Annotated in this window: 14 protein-coding genes; 10 read left to right on the top strand and 4 right to left on the bottom strand. The window is 58.2% G+C overall.

Annotated elements, in window-relative coordinates; translation table 11 throughout:
• Positions 1 to 13 precede the first annotated feature (13 nt).
• Together GRH90_RS00380 and GRH90_RS00375 are read right to left on the bottom strand one after the other, a co-directional pair.
• Entirely contained in the window at positions 14 to 1,360 is a 1,347-nt protein-coding gene (locus GRH90_RS00380; protein WP_162363919.1) for an enolase C-terminal domain-like protein, read from the bottom strand.
• A 40-nt stretch (positions 1,361 to 1,400) separates the two neighbouring features.
• Positions 1,401 to 2,738: an MFS transporter gene (locus tag GRH90_RS00375; RefSeq protein ID WP_162363918.1), complete on the bottom strand. Its 1,338-nt coding sequence runs from the start codon at positions 2,736 to 2,738 to the stop codon at positions 1,401 to 1,403.
• 544 nt (positions 2,739 to 3,282) lie between these two features.
• Here GRH90_RS00375 and gudD point away from each other — a divergent pair.
• Positions 3,283 to 4,608, top strand: coding sequence for a glucarate dehydratase (gene gudD / locus GRH90_RS00370; RefSeq protein WP_162363917.1), 1,326 nt, complete (start codon positions 3,283 to 3,285; stop codon positions 4,606 to 4,608).
• A 145-nt stretch (positions 4,609 to 4,753) separates the two neighbouring features.
• On the opposite strand, the gene garD is transcribed toward gudD, so the two are convergent.
• Entirely contained in the window at positions 4,754 to 6,328 is a 1,575-nt protein-coding gene (gene garD / locus GRH90_RS00365; protein ID WP_162363916.1) for a galactarate dehydratase, read from the bottom strand.
• A gap of 486 nt (positions 6,329 to 6,814) precedes the next feature.
• On the opposite strand from garD, the gene GRH90_RS00360 reads away from it, so the two are divergent.
• From GRH90_RS00360 to GRH90_RS00345, 4 genes are all read left to right on the top strand, one after another.
• Entirely contained in the window at positions 6,815 to 8,146 is a 1,332-nt protein-coding gene (locus tag GRH90_RS00360) for an MFS transporter (RefSeq protein ID WP_162363915.1), read from the top strand.
• Positions 8,147 to 8,206: 60 nt separating this feature from the next.
• Entirely contained in the window at positions 8,207 to 8,977 is a 771-nt protein-coding gene (garL, locus tag GRH90_RS00355) for a 2-dehydro-3-deoxyglucarate aldolase (protein ID WP_162363914.1), read from the top strand.
• A 60-nt stretch (positions 8,978 to 9,037) separates the two neighbouring features.
• Positions 9,038 to 9,925, top strand: coding sequence for a 2-hydroxy-3-oxopropionate reductase (garR, locus tag GRH90_RS00350; RefSeq protein WP_162363913.1), 888 nt, complete (start codon positions 9,038 to 9,040; stop codon positions 9,923 to 9,925).
• Positions 9,926 to 10,007: 82 nt separating this feature from the next.
• Positions 10,008 to 11,150, top strand: coding sequence for a glycerate kinase (locus tag GRH90_RS00345; protein WP_162363912.1), 1,143 nt, complete (start codon positions 10,008 to 10,010; stop codon positions 11,148 to 11,150).
• A 147-nt stretch (positions 11,151 to 11,297) separates the two neighbouring features.
• Here the strand turns inward: GRH90_RS00345 and barA are convergent, their stop codons facing one another.
• A complete protein-coding gene (barA, locus tag GRH90_RS00340) occupies positions 11,298 to 14,042 on the bottom strand; it encodes a two-component sensor histidine kinase BarA (RefSeq protein WP_162363911.1) in 2,745 nt (914 codons plus the stop codon).
• A 59-nt stretch (positions 14,043 to 14,101) separates the two neighbouring features.
• Here barA and rlmD point away from each other — a divergent pair, with 59 nt between their 5' ends.
• From rlmD to eno, 5 genes are all read left to right on the top strand, one after another.
• Positions 14,102 to 15,436, top strand: coding sequence for a 23S rRNA (uracil(1939)-C(5))-methyltransferase RlmD (gene rlmD / locus GRH90_RS00335; protein WP_162363910.1), 1,335 nt, complete (start codon positions 14,102 to 14,104; stop codon positions 15,434 to 15,436).
• Positions 15,437 to 15,445: 9 nt separating this feature from the next.
• A complete protein-coding gene (gene relA, locus GRH90_RS00330) occupies positions 15,446 to 17,680 on the top strand; it encodes a GTP diphosphokinase (protein WP_162363909.1) in 2,235 nt (744 codons plus the stop codon).
• A 1-nt stretch (position 17,681) separates the two neighbouring features.
• Entirely contained in the window at positions 17,682 to 18,500 is an 819-nt protein-coding gene (gene mazG / locus GRH90_RS00325; protein ID WP_162363908.1) for a nucleoside triphosphate pyrophosphohydrolase, read from the top strand.
• A 156-nt stretch (positions 18,501 to 18,656) separates the two neighbouring features.
• On the top strand, positions 18,657 to 20,294 hold the full coding sequence (pyrG, locus tag GRH90_RS00320) for a glutamine hydrolyzing CTP synthase (protein ID WP_162363907.1): 1,638 nt from the start codon (positions 18,657 to 18,659) through the stop codon (positions 20,292 to 20,294).
• 86 nt (positions 20,295 to 20,380) lie between these two features.
• Entirely contained in the window at positions 20,381 to 21,682 is a 1,302-nt protein-coding gene (gene eno / locus GRH90_RS00315; protein WP_162363906.1) for a phosphopyruvate hydratase, read from the top strand.
• Positions 21,683 to 21,766: the final 84 nt, after the last annotated feature.

Genomic DNA, 21,766 nt, shown 5'->3' with positions numbered 1-21,766 from the left:
TACCCGCCGTCGTTTAACGCACCATCGCCGGTCGTTTGCGGTCAAAGGCCCAGCCGGGAATAAGATACTGCATGGCGGCCGCGTCATTGCGGGCGCCGGACGGCATGCGTTTATACAGCTCATGCTGTTTTTCGATCTGCGCCATATCGATCTCTACGCCAAGCCCCGGCTTATCGCTCAGCTTGACCTCGCCGTTGACGATCTGCAGCGGTTCCCTGGTCAGGTGCTCGCCTTCCTGCCAGATCCAATGGGTATCCAGCGCGGTGGGGGCGCCCGGCGCGGCGGCGCCTACCTGGGTAAACATCGCCAGCGAAATATCAAAGTGATTATTAGAGTGGCAGCCCCAGGTCAGGCCCCATTCATCACACAGCTGCGCCACGCGGATAGCGCCCCGCAGGGTCCAGAAATGCGGATCGGCCAACGGAATATCGATAGAATTAAGCTGCACCGCGTGGTTAAGCTCGCGCCAGTTGGTGGCAATCATATTGGTCGCCACCGGCAGTCCGGTGGCGCGTTTGAATTCCGCCATCACCTCGCGGCCGGAGAAGCCCTGTTCCGCGCCGCAGGGATCCTCGGCGTAGGCCAGCACGCCGCGCATATCCTTACACAAACGAATGGCCTCGGCCAGCGACCAGGCGCCGTTGGGATCGATGGTAATGCGCGCGTCCGGGAACCGTTTGGCCAGCGCCGTAACGGTCTCGATCTCGGTTTCGCCTTCCAGCACGCCGCCCTTAAGTTTGAAATCCTTGAAGCCATAGCGATCCTGCGCGGCCTCCGCCTGGCGCACCAGGGTTTCGGTGGTCATGGCCGTCTCGCGCCGCAGCCGATACCAATCGTGGGACGCCTGGTCGGGACCGGACGCGTAGGGCAGGTCGGTCAGGCTCTTGTCGCCGACGTAAAACAGATACCCCAGCACCGGCACGCTGTCGCGCTGTTTACCCGGCCCCAGCAGCTCCGCCACCGGCACGCCGAGATGCTGGCCCAATAAATCCAGCAGCGCGGCCTCAAGGGCGGCCACCGCGTTCACCCGCAGTTCAAAGGTCCAGGCGCCTTTGCCGAACGAATCAAAATCATTGCCGACATGTCCCTGGTGCACGTCGTGCACGATGCGGTTAAGCGTCGCCAGCGGCTGGCCTATCACCCGTTGCCGGGCCTCCAGCAGCGTGTTTAAAATCACGTCGCCGCCCGGGGCTTCGCCCACGCCGGTATGGCCGGCATTATCGGTCAGGATGACGATATTGCGGGTAAAATAGGCGCCATGGGCGCCACCGATATTCATCAGCATACTGTCATGGCCGGCGACCGGGATGACCTGCATGGCGGTCACCGTCGGCGCGCCGGAAAAATCGCTGTGATCCATTACCTACTCCTAGTATAACCAACTGCTATGTCAAAAAATCTTATGCCGTCAGCGGCTTAAGCACCAGGCGCTGAATCTTGCCCACGATAAACAGGTAACTGAAAATAACCACCAGGCCGTTGGCGGCGACATAGATCAGCGCCCCGTCGAACGATCCGGTTTTATTCAGGATATAACCGATGACGATGGGCGTGGTAATCGCGCCGATTTGCGTCACCAGGTTCAACACGCCGCCGCTCAGGCCGACAATCTCTTTCGGCGCGGTGTCCGCATTGACCGTCCAGCCCAGCGCGCCGATGCCTTTACCGAAAAACGCCAGCGACATGGCCGCCACGACCACCACATCGGAGGTGGTGTAGTTGCAAATCACCATGCTGGTACACATCAGCATGCCGAGAATGATCGGCGTTTTACGGGCTACCGACAGCGAAAAGCCTTTGTTAAGCAGATAATCCGAGAAGATGCCGCCCAACACGCCGCCGATGCAGCCGCAAATCGCCGGCAGTGCGGCGATAAAACCGGCCTGCAGAATGGACATCCCGCGGCCTTTCACCAAATAGATCGGGAACCAGGACAGGAAAAACCAGGTGATGGCGTTAACGCAATAGTTGGCAAGATAGATGCCCAGCAGCATGCGGCTGGAGAGCAGCTGTTTTATATACCCCATTTGCGGACCGGCGGCTTTCCTGTTGTTGACCGCCGCGTTATCCATATCCACCAGGCCGCCGCCGGCGCGGATATATTCGACTTCCTCCTTGCTGACCCGCGGATGATCCAGCGGGCTGTACATGGTCTTGAACCACACCAGCGACAACACCGCGCCCACCACGCCCATCACGATAAACACATACTCCCAGCTTACTTCCTGGGTGATCCATCCCAACAACGGGTTGAAGATCACCAGCGCGGCGTATTGGGAAATATTAAATATCGCCGAGGCGGTGCCGCGTTCCCTGACCGGGAACCAGGCGGAAACAATCCGGCTATTGGCCGGCATCACCGGCGCCTCGGCAAACCCGACCATAAAACGCAGGATAAACAGCATCATCGCCGCGGAGGCGAAGAAGTGCACAAACCCCTGCATAAAGGTAAAAGCCGACCAGATCAGGATGGCGGCGCCATAAATGATTTTTGAGCCGAAACGATCGAGCAGCCAGCCGCCCGGCAGCTGCGCCAGGGTATAGGCCCAGCCGAACGCGGAGAAGATATACCCCATTTGCAGGTTATCCAGCCCCAGGTCGGCGGCAACATGGGGGCCGGCGATGGAGAGCGTGGACCGGTCGGCGTAGTTGACGGTACTGATGATAAATAAAATTGCCAGGATCCAAAACCTGGAACGGGTTTTATGGGTGGCAACGGAGATTGAATTTTCGGCCATGATTCCTCTTCCCGGTGGGGGAATGTGATCGTTATAACGGGTCGCGACACGCACCCGGTTTCTGTCCACCAGCACAATGGTAGCGCTGACATTTTTGAGCTGGCAAAGCCAGGGCCAGGTAAGCAAAAGCTGAGTATATGTGCAGGGGGGCACGGGCACATTGTGCTTATGACTTAATGCAACGCGGCAAAAAGCCGGGTTTTGAGGCGAAAGAACAGGGTGGTGTGATCGGTGTCGATAAATCGCAGTCTTTTGTGATCCGGCTAACGAAAATTTCTTGAGGTGATTATAGTATTTTTAAAATGTCGTTTCATTTTATATGGCTACTATTTTAATTATTTTAAGATCTGGCTCACAAAAAATAATAGCAATCCGTGACATTGCTATCGGTATGTCAAAAGTCCGCCATTATTTTGTCCAGATTAAGCAATCAGGCTTATGCATCTGCATAATGTCAGGCACCTGGCCTGACGTTATAGTAAATCCAGCCTGTATCAAGCGACAGACAGATGTCCCCGCGAATGCATTTAGCCAAGGAAAGATTATGACCCCGGTTATCACCTCCATGAAAGTCATCCCGGTTGCCGGCCATGACAGCATGCTGCTCAATCTCAGCGGCGCCCATGGCCCGTTCTTTACCCGCAATATCGTCATCCTGACCGATAATGCCGGACATACCGGCGTGGGTGAAATCCCCGGTGGGGAAAAAATACGCAAAACCCTGGAAGAGGCCGCCGCGCTGGTGGTCGGCAACGCCCTGGGCGAATATAAAAATGTGATGAGCGCCGTACGCCGACAATACGCCGATCGGGATGTCGCCGGCCGGGGGCTGCAAACGTTCGATCTGCGCATCACCATCCATGTGGTCACCGGTATCGAGGCGGCGATGCTCGATCTGCTGGGGCAATTCCTGGACGTGCCGGTGGCGGCGCTGCTGGGCGAGGGGCAACAGCGCAACGAAGTGGAGATGCTTGGTTACCTGTTTTATATCGGCGATCGCCTGCGCACCAATTTAGCCTACCGCAGCCAGGCCGACGATGCCTGCGATTGGTATCGCCTGCGGCATGAAAAGGCGTTGACCTCGGATGCGGTGGTCCGCCTGGCCGAGTCCGCCTATGAAAAATACGGTTTTAACGATTTTAAGCTCAAAGGCGGGGTACTGGCGGGCCGGGAAGAGGCCGAAGCGGTTACCGCGCTTGCGGCGCGCTTCCCCCAGGCGCGTATCACCCTGGACCCGAACGGCGCCTGGTCGCTGGCCGAGGCTATCGCCCTGGGTAAACAGCTGCGCGGCGTGCTGGCCTACGCCGAGGATCCCTGCGGCGCCGAGCAGGGCTTTTCCGGCCGCGAGGTGATGGCGGAATTCCGGCGCGGCACCGGCCTGCCCACCGCCACCAATATGATAGCCACCGACTGGCGGCAGATGGGGCACACCCTGGCGCTGCAATCGGTGGATATTCCGCTGGCGGATCCGCATTTCTGGACCATGCAGGGGTCGGTACGGGTTGCGCAACTGTGCCACGAATGGGGCCTGACCTGGGGTTCGCACTCCAATAACCACTTTGATGTTTCACTGGCGATGTTTACCCATGTGGCGGCGGCCGCGCCGGGGAACATTACCGCCATCGACACGCACTGGATCTGGCAGGAAGGAGATCAGCGCCTGACCAGGGAACCGCTGCAAATTGTCGGCGGCAAGGTGAAAGTGCCCGAAAAACCGGGCCTGGGCATTGAGCTGGATATGGATCAGGTGATGAAGGGCAACGCGTTATATCAGCAACATGGCCTGGGCGCGCGCGATGACGCCATCGCCATGCAATACCTGATCCCCGGCTGGCAATTCGATAATAAACGCCCGGCATTGGTGCGCTAGCACCGGGGCAACGTCCCGCCCGCCTCGGGCGTGGACGCCGTCGACAGTCGTGGGTTAAACGCGACGAAAAAAAAGGCCGGGAGCTATTCCCGGCCAACCTATCAAAGTTCATTCACCAATATCAAAGGGGGGCAGTGGTCGTGGATCAGGTCACCGGCGCCGGGTTGAATACCGACAGGGCGTTATGGATACCCCATTGATCGGACCAGGTTTTTTTGCGGCCGCTGGCGATATCCAGGATCAGCTCAAACAATTGCCAGCCCACGTCTTCGATGGTTGCTCTGCCGGTGGCGATGGAACCGGCGCTGATATCCATCAAATCAAACCAGCGATCGGCCAGCGCGTCGCGCGTCGCCATCTTGATCACCGGCACGGCGACCAAACCGTAGGGTGTACCGCGGCCGGTGGTGAATACCTGTACGGTAATGCCGGAGGCAAGCTGCTGGGTACCGCAAATAAAATCACTTGCGGGAGTGGCGGCGAAAATCAGTCCCTTTTTAGTCGGACGCTGGCCGGGAGAGAGTACTTCCACAATGGCGCTGGTGCCCGATTTTGCAATAGATCCGAGCGATTTTTCCACGATATTGGCCAAGCCGCCTTTTTTATTGCCAGGGGTGGTGTTGGCGCTGCGATCGCTTTTACCATCGTCAAGGTAGTTATCATACCAGGCCATTTCCTCCAGCATCCGACGTCCAACCTGCTCGTCGGCCGCCCGCGGCGTCAGCAGATGGATAGCGTCGCGTACTTCGGTGACTTCGGAAAACATGACCGTGGCGCCGCAGCGCACCAGCAGGTCGGAGGCAAAACCCACCGCCGGATTGGCGGTAACGCCGGAGAACGCGTCGCTGCCGCCGCACTGCGTGCCCACGACCAGATCGGATACCGGGCAGGTTTGGCGCTGGCGGGAATTCAGACGCCGCAGATGATCTTCCGCCACCTGCAAAATATCATCCACCATGGACTTAAAGCCCACGTGTTTCTCGTCCTGTAAACGGGTGATGCTTACTCCCGGCCGTTCCACCGCGATGGGAATTTGATCCTCGGTACCGGCCAGCAGGCGTTCGGGCGGCAACTTTTCGCAGCCCAGGCCGATCACCATGATTTCGCCGCCGAAATTAGGATTAAGGGCGATATTGTGGATGGTGCGAATCGGCACCACGGCGGCGGGCGCATTAATGGCCACGCCGCAGCCGTACAGATGACTGAGCCCGACCACGCCGTCTACGTTCGGGTATTTTGGCAACAGATCGCGTTCAATCAGTTTAACCACGTATTCAACCACGCCGGCCACGCACTGTACGCTGGTGGTAATGCCCAGCAGGTTTTTGGTGCCAACGCTGCCGTCGGCATTGCGATACCCTTCGAAGGTATACCCTTCCAGCGGCGGCAGCGTCGGCGGGACCTTGGTGGCCAGCGGCAGAGTTTCCAGCGCCGGGGCCTTCGGCATCTCGACCAGCGATTCATCAATCCAACTGCCCTGTTTGATTTCACGCAAGGCATAACCAATCACTTCGCCATAACGTATGATATCGCCGCCGGTAGCGATATCCCGCAAGGCGACTTTGTGCCCTTGCGGAACATGCTCGATTAATGTCAAGCCGTCTGAAAATTGGGTGCCGGCCGGTAAACCATTGTTGTTCACGATAATCGCGACGTTATCGTCGACGTGAACCTTGATGTACAATGCCTTTTCCGCATTGGTCATTATTGTTGATGACATAAACGTCTCCGCAAATACTAATCTGTTGTTATAACCCGAACCAGGATTCAGCCAGGATAACAATACGGGTGATGAGGATATTATATGCGGAACGGTGACACTTCTCATTGTGCAAATGCATAATTTTGAGCGGTTATGCCAGCGATTTATTTGTCATATGTTCAGTAGATTGTGATAAAGGTCACCCTTCCACGCAGGCAAAATCCTGGGTAAAAAATAACGTGACGACGGTCGTGCTTTGCCGTGCCTATGTCCAAAAAAATGGTGTTTTATAGTCTCATTGTTGTGCTTATGCACAGTGCCATTTTTCGCTATGGTTTTTATACTAGGGGTGTCAGTGAAATAAGACACCAACCGGCTTACCGGTGAAATAAAAAAACTCTTACGAGTAAATATTAACTCACGATAAAAAAGCGCAACGCAAAAAATAGCGTGGTACTGATTTTTTGTGTTTTCGAAGTTTATCGCCTGATTAGAGCGTATTCAATGAGCACTACACCTCTGGTATCAAGTAAAACAAAAACACATGTGCGTTATGTGATTTTATTAATTATCTTTCTGGTCACCGCGGTTAACTACGCGGACCGGGCAACCCTTTCCATCGCCGGTTCGGACGTTGCCAAGACGTTGGGGCTGGATGCCGGGCAAATGGGGCAGATATTTGCCGCGTTTGGCTGGGCCTACCTGATCATGCAAATTCCCGGCGGCTGGCTGCTGGACCGCTTCGGGTCCAAACGCGTTTATACCTATAGCCTGTTTTTCTGGTCGCTGTTTACGCTGCTGCAGGGATTCGTCGGCTTTTTCCCGGTGGCTTACGGGGCGATGACGCTGTTTATCCTGCGCTTTATGCTGGGTTTCTCCGAGGCGCCTTCCTTCCCGGCCAATGCCCGCATCGTGGCCGCCTGGTTCCCTGCCATTGAACGTGGTACCGCGTCGGCGATTTTTAACTCGGCACAGTATTTCGCCCTGGCGATATTTTCCCCGATCCTTGGCTGGCTGACCTACACCTGGGGATGGGAACATGTGTTCACCGTCATGGGCGTACTGGGCTTTATCATGACGATCGTGTGGATCAAATACATTCAAAACCCGAATAAACACCCAAGCGTTTCGCAGCAGGAGCTGGATTATATTTCCGCCGGCGGCGCCATGGTCGATATGGATGCGCCGAAAGACGGCAAAAAAGACGGGCCGAAATGGGATTACGTGAAGCAGATGCTGACCAACCGCATGATGCTTGGCGTGTTCTTCGGCCAGTATTTTATCAACAGTATTACCTGGTTCTTCCTGACCTGGTTCCCAATCTACCTGGTGCAGGATAAGGGCATGTCCATCCTGAAGGTCGGCCTGATTGCCTCGATTCCGGCGCTGTTCGGTTTCGCCGGCGGCGTACTGGGCGGCGTGGTGTCCGATATTCTGATCAAGCGCGGCCACTCGTTAACCGTGGCGCGCAAGATACCGATCGTGGTCGGCATGTTGCTGGCCACCAGCATTATATTGTGTAACTACACCAATAATACGGTGATCGTGGTGGCGCTGATGGCGCTGGCGTTCTTCGGCAAAGGGTTTGGCGCCCTGGGCTGGCCGGTTATCTCCGACACCGCGCCGAAAGAAGTTATCGGCCTGTGCGGCGGCATATTCAACGTGTTCGGCAACGTCGCCTCCATCGTTACGCCGCTGGCCATCGGTTATATGGTCAAGGAATTGCATTCATTCAACGCCGCGCTGATCTTTGTCGGCTGTTCCGCCCTGGCGGCCATGCTGTGCTACCTGGTGGTGGTCGGCGAAATCAAGCGACTGGTATTGGTTAAATCCTGATATCGCGGGCCCGGCAGGTTGGGGCCCGCTAAATTTTGTTTCATTGCATAGAGGTAAATTATGAACACTCCACTACTGCCTAACCGTTTTCGCCAGGGGCTGCTTCAGGGGGAAACCCAGATTGGTTGCTGGTGCGCGCTGGCAAATCCGATTACCACGGAAGTGTTGGGCCTGGCGGGATTCGACTGGCTGGTACTGGACGGTGAGCATGCGCCTAACGACGTTACCACCTTTATTCCGCAGCTGATGGCGCTTAAAGGCAGCCATAGCGCGCCGGTGGTGCGTCCGCCAACCAATGAGCCGGTGATTATCAAACGCCTGCTGGATATTGGTTTTTATAATTTCCTGATCCCCTTTGTCGAAACCGAAGAGCAGGCGCTGCGCGCCGTGGCGTCCACCCGCTATCCGCCCGCCGGCATCCGCGGCGTATCGGTTTCCCATCGTTCCAATATGTTTGGCACGGTGCCGGATTACTACGCCACCATTAACGACAATATCACCGTACTGGTGCAGATCGAAAGCCAGCAGGGCGTGGATAATATCGACGCCATCTCCGCCGTTGACGGCGTCGACGGTATCTTTGTCGGCCCGGGCGATTTGTCCGCCGCGTTGGGTTACATCGGGCAGCCAAGCCATCCGGAAGTACAAAGCGTTATCCGCCATATTTTTGCCCGTGCCAAGGCCAATGGCAAACCCAGCGGCATCTTGGCGCCGGTGGAAGCCGACGCGCGCCGTTATCTGGAGTGGGGCGCAACCTTCGTCGCGGTGGGCAGCGATAACGGCGTATTCCGCAGCGGTACCCAGGCTTTGTGCGATAAATTTAAAAAATAACTGACATGGCGCGTTTGACGCGCCCTACATTTTTATAGCAAGCGTTAAGAGGTAATAGTAATGAAAATTGGATTTATTGGCTTAGGCATCATGGGAAAACCAATGAGCAAAAACCTGCTGAAAGCGGGCTACTCATTAGTGGTGCTGGATCGCAATACCGATGCGGTAGCTGAAGTCGTTGCGGCCGGGGCCACCGCTGCCGACACGGCGAAGGCCGTGGCCGAACAAACCGATATCATTATCACCATGCTGCCGAACTCCCCGCATGTCAAAGACGTGGTGCTGGGCGAAAACGGCGTGGTGGAAGGCGCTAAACGCGGTTGCCTGGTCATCGATATGAGTTCCATCGCGCCGTTGGCCAGCCGTGAAATCGCCGCCGCCCTGGCGGAAAAAGGCATCGACATGCTGGATGCCCCGGTCAGCGGTGGCGAACCCAAAGCCATCGAAGGCACCCTGTCCGTAATGGTCGGCGGTGATGAAGCCCTGTTCAACAAGCATTACGATCTGCTGAAAGCCATGGCGGGTTCAGTGGTGCATACCGGCGATATCGGCGCCGGCAACGTAACCAAACTGGCCAACCAGGTAATCGTCGCGCTGAATATTGCCGCTATGTCCGAAGCCCTGGTGCTGGCAACCAAAGCCGGTGTCGATCCGGAAAAAGTATTCCAGGCCATTCGCGGCGGATTGGCCGGCAGCACGGTACTGGAAGCCAAGGCGCCGATGGTGCTGGATCGCAACTTCAAGCCGGGTTTCCGCATCGATTTGCATATCAAGGATCTGGCCAATGCGCTGGATACTTCCCACGGCGTCGGCGCACAGCTGCCGTTGACCGCGGCGGTGATGGAAATGATGCAATCATTGAAGCAGGACGATTTGGGCAACGCGGATCATAGCGCCCTGGCCTGCTATTATGAAAAATTAGCCAAGGTTGAAGTCAAACGGCGTTAATTGGTCGGGCGCCGCCGCGGCGCCCCATCAGGCGGCGAAACAGTCATTTCGCCGGCTTCAGCTCAACAGGCGCAGGTAGTCTATGAAGATAGTAATCGCACCGGATTCTTACAAAGAAAGTTTGTCTGCATTGGAGGTCGCAACGCAGATTGAACAGGGATTTCGTGAAGTGTTTCCCGATGCCCATTACGTTAAACTGCCGGTGGCGGATGGCGGCGAGGGTACCGTGGAGGCCATGGTAGCGGCCACCCAAGGTGAAATTGTCAACGTCAGGGTCACCGGCCCGCTTGGCGAGCAGGTGGACGGCTTTTTCGGCCTGTCCGGTGATAAGCAAACCGCGTTTATCGAGATGGCCGCCGCCAGCGGGCTGGAATTAGTGCGTGCCTGCGATCGCAATCCGCTGTTGACCACCTCTTTCGGTACCGGCGAACTGATCCGCTGCGCCCTGGATCATGGCGTTAAGCATTGCATTATCGGCATCGGCGGCAGCGCCACCAATGACGGCGGCGCGGGCATGGTGCAGGCGCTGGGCGGTGGACTGCTCGACGGGCAGGGTAAGCAGATTGGCTACGGCGGCGGCGAGCTGGACAAGCTGGCGCGTATCGATATCGCCAACCTGGATCCGCGCATCAAGGATTGTCGTTTCGAAGTCGCCTGCGATGTCACCAATCCGTTGACCGGCGATGAAGGGGCAACGGCGATATTCGGCCCGCAGAAAGGCGCGACGGCCGACATGATCCGCCAACTGGACGCCTCGCTCGGGCACTATGCGGCCATTATCAAACGTGATTTGGATAAAGACGTCGAGCATATCCCCGGCGCGGGCGCGGCCGGCGGCATGGGCGCGGGATTACAGGCGTTTTGCGGCGCGGAATTGCGCAAGGGGATTGAAATCGTCACCGAAGCATTGGGACTGGACGCCCTGGTCAGGGACGCCACCCTGGTGATTACCGGCGAAGGGCGCATCGACAGCCAGACCATCCACGGTAAAGTGCCGATCGGCGTGGCGCTGGTCGCCAAACGTTATAACAAACCGGTTATCGGCATCGCCGGCAGCCTGACCGCCGACGTGGGCGTAGTGCACCAGCACGGTCTGGACGCGGTATTCAGCGTGTTGTACGAGATCTGTACGCTCGAGGAAGCGCTGGAAAACGCCGCCGCCAATGTACGCCTGACCGCGCGTAATATCGCCGCCACCATCAAGCTTGCCCGGCAGATGTCCTGACCGGCAAACCAGACAGCCCACATTCATCAGGGCAAACGGGGAGTCCGGCCGGCGAGGCGGCGACCCGTTTCATTATGCCGGGCGGTGCCTGTTCTACCGCGCACGATCGACAACTCATAACGCCGACCGGTACCTGACCGGCAGCGCTTAATGGGTCAGAAAGGGCTCGGACGCCAGCGTCACGTTTTCAATTTCATCCAGCATTTCCAGCCATTCAGGCTCAAGGGCCGACACCGGCGTGCCCGCGCGCAGCTGGCGTTCGATAGCGGCGCAGAGCTGCCTGAGCCTGGGCACCCCGCTGTAGCTGCAGCTGCCGTGCAGTTTATGAATCAACTCACCGATATGCGGGTCCTCAACGCCGTTTACCACGGCGGTCACCCGCAGTTTTACGTCGATCAAAAAATTAATCAGCATGGCCAGCAGATCCTGGGCCAAGTCCGGTTTATTGGCGGCCTGGCGCAGCGCGAGCTGCCAGTCCAGGGTGGCGTCTTCGTCCTCGTCCTGGGGCGCTTCGCCCGCCCGGGGCTTCTCCACGCCGCCGGCGCCGTAGCGCGCCAGCAGTTGCTGCAGCATCAGGTCGTCGATGGGTTTGGCCAGGTAATCGTCCATGCCCGCCTCGAGCAGTTTTTCCCGTTCATTGCCCAGGGTATGGGCGGTGACCGCCACGATCGGGGTGTGCGCGTGCAGCGGCAGCTGGCGCAGCAGTTCAAGCGCACGCAGGCCGTCAATCTCCGGCATCTGGATATCCATCAGGATCAGGTCCAAGTGATGGCTATCGGCATAGGCCAGCGCCTCGCGGGCGTTTTCACACAAGATGGTTTGTCCCACCTGCTCTTGCAACAGCGCGCCGATAAGCTTCAGGTTGGCCGGATTGTCATCCACCGCCATCACGGTCAGCGGCAGGCGGGGCGAACTTGACGGCGGGTTTACCACCGGGGCGGCCAGCCGCGGCTCCGCGCGCAGCAAGGGTAAAAAACGACTGGCGGATACCGGTTTCGCCAGGCAGGCGAAGGCGCCCATGCGTTTGATTTGCTCCGCCTCCACCATGGAGGGGCTGGGCAAGGCCAGGATAACGCAACCGGCGATGTTGATTGCGACGGCGAGCTCGCGCTTGATCTCGATTAACGAGCTGCGCTGCGTCACCGGCTTGCCGATAAGCAAAATATCATAATGCCCCGCCGGCAGCTGCGCCAGCGTCGGACTAAAGTTAATCTCCAGCGGCGTGGCGCGCAGCATATCCAGCGTCGCCTGGGCGGCGGCGGGATTGCCCTCGACAAACGCCAAACGCTTATTGCGCAGATGGGCGTAATCCGGGGCGCCGGCGGCGCCCGCGCCGCTAAGCTGCAAGGGGATATGGAACCAAAAAGACGAGCCGTGGTTCACCTGGCTGTGGAAATTGATATCGCCGCCCATCTCCTTGATAAGTTTCTGGGTGATCACCAGCCCCAGTCCGGTGCCGCCGTGACGGCGGGTAATGCTGGCGTCGGCCTGGCGAAACGCCTGGAACAGCTGCGACTGCTGGCGCTCGGCGATGCCGATGCCGGTATCATGGATTTGCACCTCCAGTTCCATCTGGTTATTCTCGGCGCCGTGCTTTTCGATGCGGATATCGATATTGCCCTGCTCGGTAAACTTGATGGCGTTGCCCAGCAGGTTGGTAATAACCTGCTGCAGCCGCAGGGGATCGCCGATCACCCGGTCGGGCACGTCCTGCTGCACGTTCAGGGTGATCTCCAGCCCCTTCTCATGGGCGGTCTGCGCCAGCAGGACAATCACCTCGTCCAGGGTGGCGCGCAGCGCGAACGGAATCGCCTCCAGGATCAGCTTGCCGGCTTCCAGTTTGGAAAAATCCAGCACATCGTTAATGATGCTCAGCAGGTTATTGCCCGAGCGCTCGATGGTCTGCAGGTAATCGCGCTGCGTCGGCGACAGCGGCGTTTTTAACGTCTGCCGGGTAAAACCGATGACGCCGTTGAGCGGCGTGCGCAGCTCATGGGACATATTGGCCAGGAATTCCGATTTGACGCGCACCGCTTCCTGGGCGCGCTTTTTGGCCAGATCCAGCTCGACGTTCTGGATCTCCATCTGCTCGAGGGTCTCGCGCAAATCCGAGGTGGCCTGATCGATATTCTGCTGCATTTCCTCATGATAGGCCGTCAACGACATGGCCATGGAGTTGATGCCGTTTTTCAGCATGTCGAGCTCACCGAGCATATAGCCTTCCACCCGGCTGTCGAGCTGGCCGCGCCGGATGCGGTCGACGGTGCTGACCATATTGCGGATAGGTCCCGTGACATCGCGCATCAGGCGATAGGCGAACAGCATGGCGATACACAGGCACAGCAGCAGCAGCAGCGTCGAGACAAAGGCTTCCTTGTATTGCTGCAACCGTACCGAATCCAGGTCCAGCTCAATGGCGATGTACCCCAGCGGCGCGATACGGGTGTCGGCCTGGTTGGCCGGGTCGGGCAAATCGTCTTCGGAAACGATGGGCGCGCGCATGATAAGCGAGCCGCCCAGGCGCGTCAGGGTCAGCTCACCGGGCGGTGGGCTGCCCGACGGCAACTGCTGTTGATTCAGGTTCTGATGGTAGTTGGAGGTGGCGAACAATTTATTGTTGGCGTCGAACACGCTTATCGAGCGCACGATATCGGAATGATGGCGATGCAGCAGGTTCACCAGGTGGCGCACCGAGTCGCGGTCATGCAGGGTCATGCCATATACGGTCGACACCGCCAGCGGCTCGATAATGCTTGCGCCGGCGTCCACCAGTTGCTTTTGCAGCTCGTTATAACGATGAACGACAAAAAATGCGCTGAGCAATAAACCGATCAATAACGTCGGCGCCAGGATCAGGATCATCATCCGTGCGCGCAAGCTGTATTTGGTCATAGCGTTCCAATATGGGAGAATGATAACCCGGCTATTCAGGAAACCCGTTACAAGCAATTATGGCGCAATTCTACTCTGCAAACCGTCGCGTGGCGACACAGCAAACCCTTAACGTGACCTGTCACGATCTGGATGGTTTCGGCCAGGGCGTGGCGCGCCACCAGGGCAAGACGATTTTTATCCCCGGCCTGCTGCCGGGTGAACAGGCCGAGGTGCGCATTACCGAGGACCAACGCCAGTTTAGCCGGGGCAGGGTGACCAAAAGGTTAAACGACAGCCCGCAGCGGGTCACGCCGCGCTGTCCGCACTATGGCGTCTGCGGCGGTTGCCAGCAGCAGCATATCAGCCAGCAGTTGCAACAGCGCAGCAAGGCCGCCACTTTGCGCTCGCTGCTGACGCGGGAAACCGGCGCGGCCATCGGCGACGTCGTCAGCGTGGGGGCGGACGCCTACGGCTACCGGCGGCGCGCGCGCCTGGGGCTGGAGTACCGGCAAAAATCCCGCGCGCTGGCCATGGGCTATCGCCAGGCCAGGTCCAGCGACGTGGTGGATATTACCCGTTGCCCGATCCTGGCCGGCGGGCTGGAGCAATTGCTGGCGCCGCTGAAAGAGCTGCTGGCGGGGCTAAGGGCGGTAAAGCGCCTGGGGCATGTGGAACTGGTGATGGCGGATAACGGGCCGCTGGTCGTGCTGCGCCACCTCGACGCGCTGGCCGGCGAAGACCGGCAGCGGCTGCTGGACTTTGCCTCGCGCCGGCGGGTCATGATGTGGCTGGCCGCCGGCGGCGATTCACTGGAATGTCTGTGGGGCGAACCGCCGGTATACCAAATTGACGATTTGCGTCTACAGTTCAGTCCAAGGGATTTCATCCAGGTCAACGATGAGGTCAACCGCCGCATGGTGGCGCTGGCGCTGGAATGGCTTGAGCCCGGGGCGGACGAGCGGGTGCTGGATCTGTTCTGCGGCATGGGCAATTTTACCCTGCCGCTGGCGAAACGCTGCGGGCAGGTTATCGGCGTGGAAGGGGTTGCGGCGTTAGTGGCGAATGGGCAATATAATGCACAACAGAATTTATTGAGTAACGTCACCTTCTTTCATGACAACCTGGAAGAGGATGTGGCAGCCAAGTCCTGGGCCGACCGGGGATTTGATAAAATATTGCTCGACCCGGCGCGTGCCGGTGCCCTGGGCGTTATGTCCCATATCGCCGCCTGGTCGCCCCGGCGTATCGTTTATGTGTCTTGTAACCCCACAACACTTGCGCGGGATAGCAAAGTGTTGATGGCGTCGGGTTATGTCCCGGCGCGCGTTGCTATGCTGGATATGTTTCCACATAGCGGACATCTTGAATCGATGACGTTGTTTTTAAAAGATTCCGGCGTCTGTGCAAAGTAGGGAGTGGATATGGTTGCGGTAAGAAGTGCGCATTTGAATACAGCGGGCGAGTTTGTCCCCGAAGACTGGGTTGCCAGTCTGGGTCTTTCCAACCCGCAGTCAAGTGAGCGGCTGGCCGAAACCTGGCGTTACTGCGAGCAGCAATGTAAAGATCACCCCGACGCCGCGCTGATACTCTGGCGCGGCATCGAGATGGTGGAGATCCTGTCCATGCTCAGCATGGACAGCGACAGTCTGCGCGCGGCCCTGCTGTTTCCCCTGGCCGACAGCGAGGTGGTGGAAGAGTCGGTCCTGGAGGCGGAGTTCGGCAAAAAAATCGTCGATCTGGTGCACGGCGTGCGCGATATGGATGCTATCCGCCAGTTAAAGGCCACGACTAACGACTCCATGGCGCCGGAGCAGGTGGATAACGTCCGGCGCATGCTGCTGGCCATCGTCGAAGACTTCCGCTGCGTGGTCATCAAGCTCGCCGAGCGTATCGCCCATCTGCGTGAATTAAAGGACGCGCCGGAGGACGAGCGGGTCCTGGCGGCGAAAGAAAGCTCCAATATCTATGCGCCGCTGGCCAACCGGCTGGGCATCGGCCAGCTCAAATGGGAGCTGGAGGATTTCTGCTTCCGTTACCTGCACCCCGATGAATACAAGCGCATCGCCCAACTGCTGCACGAGCGCCGTATCGATCGCGAACAATATATCGACGATTTTGTCGCCTCGCTGCGCGACGCTATGAAGGAAGAAGGGCTGAAAGCCGATATCTACGGGCGGCCCAAGCATATCTACAGCATCTGGCGCAAGATGCAGAAAAAATCGCTGGAATTCGACGAGCTGTTTGACGTGCGCGCGGTGCGGGTGGTGGTGGAGCGGCTGCAGGATTGTTATGCCGCGCTCGGCATCGTTCATACGCATTTTCGCCATCTGCCCGACGAGTTTGACGACTATGTCGCCAACCCCAAGCCCAACGGCTATCAGTCCATCCATACCGTGGTGCTGGGACCGCGCGGCAAAACGCTGGAAATCCAGATCCGCACCCGGCAAATGCACGAGGACGCCGAACTGGGCGTGGCGGCGCACTGGAAATACAAGGAAGGCGCCACCGCCACCGGCGGCGTGCGCTCCGGTTATGAGGAGCGTATCGCCTGGCTGCGCAAGCTGCTCGCCTGGCAGGAAGAGATGGCCGACTCCGGGGAAATCCTCGACGAAGTCCGCAGCCAGGTGTTCGACGATCGGGTCTACGTCTTTACCCCGAAAGGCGACGTGATCGATTTGCCCGCCGGCTCCACGCCGCTGGATTTTGCCTACCATATCCACAGCGATGTGGGACACCGCTGCATCGGCGCCAAGATCAGCGGACGTATCGTGCCCTTTACCTATCAGCTGCGCATGGGCGACCAGGTGGAAATCATCACCCAGAAGCAGCCGAATCCCAGCCGCGACTGGCTTAATCCCAACCTGGGCTATGTCACAACCAGCCGCGGGCGCTCGAAGATCCATAACTGGTTCCGCAAGCAGGACCGGGACAAAAATATCCTGGCCGGCCGCCAGCTGCTGGACGATGAGCTGGCGCATTTGGGCCTGAGCATCAAGGAAGCCGAGAAGCTGCTGCTACCGCGCTATAACGTCAATACGCTGGACGAACTGCTGGCCTCCATCGGCGGCGGCGATGTGCGCATCAACCAGATGATCAACTTCCTGCAGGGCAAGCTGAACAAGCCGAGCCCGGAAGAGCAGGATCAGGCGGCGCTGAAGCAGCTGACGCAAAAACCGTCCGCGGTGCCGCGCTCGAAAGACAACGGCCGGGTGGTGGTGGAGGGGGTCGGCAACCTGATGCACCATATCGCCCGCTGCTGCCAGCCGATACCCGGCGACGAGATCACCGGTTTTATTACCCGCGGCCGCGGTATTTCCATTCACCGCGCCGACTGCGAACAACTGGCGGATTTGCAGGCCAACGCGCCGGAACGCATCGTCGACGCCGTCTGGGGCGAGAGCTATTCCAGCGGCTACTCGCTGGTGGTGCGGGTCGTGGCCAACGATCGCAGCGGCCTGCTGCGCGATATCACCACCATCCTGGCCAACGAAAAGGTCAATGTCCTGGGCGTGGCCAGCCGCAGCGACATTAAACAGCAGCTGGCAACCATTGATATGGATATAGAAATTTATAACCTTCAGGTATTGGGCCGGGTACTGTCCAAGCTTAACCAACTGCCGGACGTGATCGACGCGCGCCGGCTGCACGGAGAATAACATGGCCGGGAATTTCACCGCCGCCTCGTCGGCCGCCCAGGCGCGTTTGCTCGCCATCATGACCCGCCTGCGCGACCCGCAGACGGGCTGTCCGTGGGACAAACGCCAGACGTTCGACACCATCGTCCCCTACACCCTGGAGGAGACCTACGAGGTGCTGGACGCCATTGCGCGGCGCGACTACGACGATTTGCGCAGTGAATTGGGCGATTTGCTGTTCCAGGTGGTGTTTTATGCCGAAATGGCGCGCGAGCAGGGGCTGTTTGATTTTGCCGACGTCTGCAACGCCATCAGCGATAAGCTCGAGCGCCGCCATCCGCATATTTTCGCCCGTCTGCCTGGTGACGACGGCGTGGCGCCGCCCGGCCAGTGGGAAAAGCTTAAGGCGGACGAGCGGGCGGAAAAAGAACGCCTGTCTCCCCTCGACGACATCCCCGACGCCCTGCCGGCGCTGATGAAAGCGCAGAAAATCCAGCAACGCTGCGCCAGCGTGGGCTTTGACTGGATCACGCTCGGCCCGGTGGTGGACAAGGTGTATGAAGAAATCATCGAGGTGATGCACGAGGCGCGCCAGGCGGTGGTCGATGAGGATAAGCTGGAGGAGGAGCTGGGGGATCTGCTGTTCGCCACCGTTAACCTGACCCGCCATTTGGGCAAGAAAGCCGAAACCGCGTTGCAAAAAGCCAACCGTAAATTCGAACGCCGTTTTCGCCAGGTGGAGGAGATTATCCTGGCCCGGGGGCAAACGCTGCACCAGGCAAGCCTGGAGCAGATGGAAGCCGCCTGGCGGGAAATAAAAAAACGGGAAATCGCCGGGTAAACGCCGGATTGCCGCCATGCGGATAATATCGATGGCGCGGCCATTGGCCCGGCCGCGCAATTTGCAAAACGAACGTTTGTGGCGGATTCCGGCTTCAGGTATACTGTTTTCCCGTCTTGGTTATTCCGTCTTTACACCCTAATTCTCAGGTTCAGCATGACAACAAATTATATTTTTGTAACCGGCGGGGTCGTTTCCTCATTGGGTAAAGGCATTGCCGCAGCCTCCCTGGCGGCTATCCTCGAAGCCCGGGGACTCAACGTTACCATCATGAAGCTGGACCCCTACATCAATGTGGATCCGGGCACCATGAGTCCAATCCAGCACGGCGAAGTGTTCGTCACCGAGGACGGTGCGGAAACCGATCTGGACCTGGGACACTACGAGCGCTTTATCCGCACCAAAATGTCGCGTCGCAACAACTTTACCACCGGCCGCATCTATTCCGATGTGCTGCGTAAGGAACGCCGCGGCGACTATCTTGGCGCCACCATCCAGGTTATCCCGCATATTACCAATAACATCAAGGAACGTATCCTTGAAGGCGGCGAAGGCCACGACGTGGTGCTGGTGGAAATCGGCGGCACCGTGGGCGACATCGAATCCCTGCCGTTTCTCGAGGCTATCCGCCAGATGGCGGTGGACGTGGGCCGCGAGCATACCATCTACATGCACCTGACCCTGGTGCCCTACATGGCGGCCTCGGGCGAGGTGAAGACCAAGCCTACCCAGCATTCGGTCAAGGAGCTGCTTTCCATCGGCATCCAGCCGGATGTGCTGATTTGCCGCTCCGATCGTTCGGTGCCGAACAACGAACGGGCTAAAATTGCTTTATTCTGCAATGTGCCGGAAAAGGCGGTTATATCCCTTAAAGATGTTGATTCCATTTATAAAATTCCGGCGCTCTTGAAATCACAGGGCCTGGACGATTATATTTGTAAACGATTCAGCTTGAACTGTCCCGAAGCCAACCTGTCTGAATGGGAACAGGTGGTTTACCAGGAAGCCAATCCGGGTGGCGAAGTCACCATCGGCATGGTGGGGAAATATGTCGAGCTGCCCGATGCGTATAAATCGGTGATCGAGGCGCTGAAGCACGCCGGGCTGAAAAATCGCCTGACGGTCAATATCAAGCTTATCGACTCGCAGGATGTGGAAACCCGCGGCGTGGAGATCCTGAAAAATCTCGATGCGATCCTGATCCCCGGCGGTTTTGGTTATCGCGGCGTCGAAGGCAAGATCCTGACCGCGCGGTTTGCGCGTGAAAATAAGATCCCTTACCTCGGCATTTGCCTGGGATTGCAGGTGGCGTTAATCGAGTTCGCCCGTCACGTGGTGGGCATGGAGAACGCGAACTCCACCGAATTTGTGCCAGACTGTAAGTACCCGGTCGTGGCGTTGATTACCGAATGGCGCGACGAAAACGGCAGCGTTGAAGTGCGCACCGAACAAAGCGATCTGGGCGGCACCATGCGCCTGGGCAGCCAGGCCTGCCAGTTAACCGACGGCAGCCTGGTGCGCGGCATGTACGGCGAGCCGACCATCGTCGAGCGCCACCGCCATCGTTATGAAGTCAATAATATGCTGTTGAAGCCGATCGAAGCCGCCGGCCTGCGCGTTGCGGGACTGTCGGGGGATAACCAACTGGTGGAGATTATCGAATACCCGGATCACCCGTGGTTCGTGGCCTGCCAGTTCCATCCCGAGTTTACCTCGACGCCCCGCGACGGCCATCCGCTGTTTACCGGTTTCGTCAAGGCGGCCGGCGAGTACCAAAAGCGTCAGATGAAATAAATTTAATTAGGTGGGCGGCGCGTGGTCAAGGCATCGCGCGTGGTTCGTCAGGAATTTTGTTTTAACTTGTACTGAGGAAATACTAAATGTCCAAAATTGTAAAAGTCATCGGCCGTGAAATCATCGACTCACGCGGCAATCCGACTGTTGAAGCAGAAGTACATCTGGAAGGTGGTTTTGTAGGTTTGGCCGCCGCGCCATCAGGTGCTTCCACCGGTTCGCGCGAAGCGCTGGAACTGCGTGACGGTGACAAATCCCGTTTCCTGGGTAAAGGCGTGACCAAGGCGGTTGCCGCGGTTAACGGTCCGATCGCTGAAGCGGTGCTGGGCAAAGACGCGAAAGATCAGGCCAACATCGACAAGATCATGATCGATCTCGACGGCACTGAAAATAAATCCCAGTTCGGCGCCAACGCCATCCTGGCCGTTTCCCTGGCCGCCGCGAAAGCAGCAGCCGCGTCCAAAGGCATGCCTTTGTACGAACACATTGCCGAACTGAACGGCACCGCCGGCAAGTTCTCCATGCCTCTGCCGATGATGAATATCATCAACGGCGGCGAACATGCCGACAACAACGTCGACATCCAGGAATTCATGATCCAGCCGGTTGGCGCTAAAACCGTCAAGGAAGCGATTCGCATGGGTTCTGAAGTATTCCACAACCTGGCGAAAGTGTTGAAAGCCAAGGGCCTGAACACCGCGGTCGGTGACGAAGGCGGCTACGCGCCGAACCTGGAATCCAACTCCGCCGCCCTGGCCGCCATCAAGGAAGCCGTGGAAAAAGCCGGTTATGTCCTGGGTAAAGATATCACCCTGGCCATGGACTGCGCCGCGTCTGAATTCTACAGCAAAGAAACCGGCAAATATGAACTTAAAGGCGAAGGCAAATCCTTCACTTCCGAAGAGTTCACCCATTACCTGGAAGGTCTGACCAAGACCTACCCGATCGTCTCCATCGAAGATGGCCTGGACGAATCGGATTGGGACGGTTTTGCCTACCAGACGAAAGTGCTGGGCGACAAAATCCAGCTGGTCGGCGACGACCTGTTCGTGACCAATACCAAGATCCTGAAAGAAGGTATTGATAAAGGCATCGCCAACTCCATCCTGATCAAATTCAACCAGATCGGTTCTTTGACCGAGACCCTGGCGGCGATCAAAATGGCGAAAGACGCCGGCTATACCACCATCATTTCTCACCGTTCCGGCGAAACCGAAGACGCGACCATTGCCGATCTGGCCGTGGGCACCGCCGCAGGTCAAATCAAGACCGGTTCCATGAGCCGCTCCGACCGCGTTGCCAAGTACAACCAGCTGATTCGTATCGAAGAAGCCCTGGGCGCACGCGCACCGTTCAACGGCCTGAAAGAAGTGAAAGGCCAGGCCTAGTCGCCTGTAGCCCCGCGGCCGGCCAACGCGCCCGGCCGCGGGGCAGTTTCTACCCTCATTGCCGGCAAACATGCCCGGTAACGG

It is taken from the genome of Acerihabitans arboris, from assembly GCF_010131535.1.
GTDB classification, from domain to species: Bacteria; Pseudomonadota; Gammaproteobacteria; order Enterobacterales; family Enterobacteriaceae; genus Acerihabitans; species Acerihabitans arboris.
This window is presented reverse-complemented; position numbering and strand designations above follow the sequence as displayed.

Coding starts and splice junctions, on each gene's coding strand:
- GRH90_RS00345 (WP_162363912.1), top strand. CDS start 10,008: ATGAAGATAGTAATCGCACCGGATTCTTACAAAGAAAGTTTGTCTGCA.
- pyrG (WP_162363907.1), top strand. CDS start 18,657: ATGACAACAAATTATATTTTTGTAACCGGCGGGGTCGTTTCCTCATTG.
- garL (WP_162363914.1), top strand. CDS start 8,207: ATGAACACTCCACTACTGCCTAACCGTTTTCGCCAGGGGCTGCTTCAG.
- gudD (WP_162363917.1), top strand. CDS start 3,283: ATGACCCCGGTTATCACCTCCATGAAAGTCATCCCGGTTGCCGGCCAT.
- barA (WP_162363911.1), bottom strand. CDS start 14,042: ATGACCAAATACAGCTTGCGCGCACGGATGATGATCCTGATCCTGGCG.
- garR (WP_162363913.1), top strand. CDS start 9,038: ATGAAAATTGGATTTATTGGCTTAGGCATCATGGGAAAACCAATGAGC.
- relA (WP_162363909.1), top strand. CDS start 15,446: ATGGTTGCGGTAAGAAGTGCGCATTTGAATACAGCGGGCGAGTTTGTC.
- GRH90_RS00360 (WP_162363915.1), top strand. CDS start 6,815: ATGAGCACTACACCTCTGGTATCAAGTAAAACAAAAACACATGTGCGT.
- garD (WP_162363916.1), bottom strand. CDS start 6,328: ATGTCATCAACAATAATGACCAATGCGGAAAAGGCATTGTACATCAAG.
- GRH90_RS00375 (WP_162363918.1), bottom strand. CDS start 2,738: ATGGCCGAAAATTCAATCTCCGTTGCCACCCATAAAACCCGTTCCAGG.
- eno (WP_162363906.1), top strand. CDS start 20,381: ATGTCCAAAATTGTAAAAGTCATCGGCCGTGAAATCATCGACTCACGC.
- mazG (WP_162363908.1), top strand. CDS start 17,682: ATGGCCGGGAATTTCACCGCCGCCTCGTCGGCCGCCCAGGCGCGTTTG.
- GRH90_RS00380 (WP_162363919.1), bottom strand. CDS start 1,360: ATGGATCACAGCGATTTTTCCGGCGCGCCGACGGTGACCGCCATGCAG.
- rlmD (WP_162363910.1), top strand. CDS start 14,102: ATGGCGCAATTCTACTCTGCAAACCGTCGCGTGGCGACACAGCAAACC.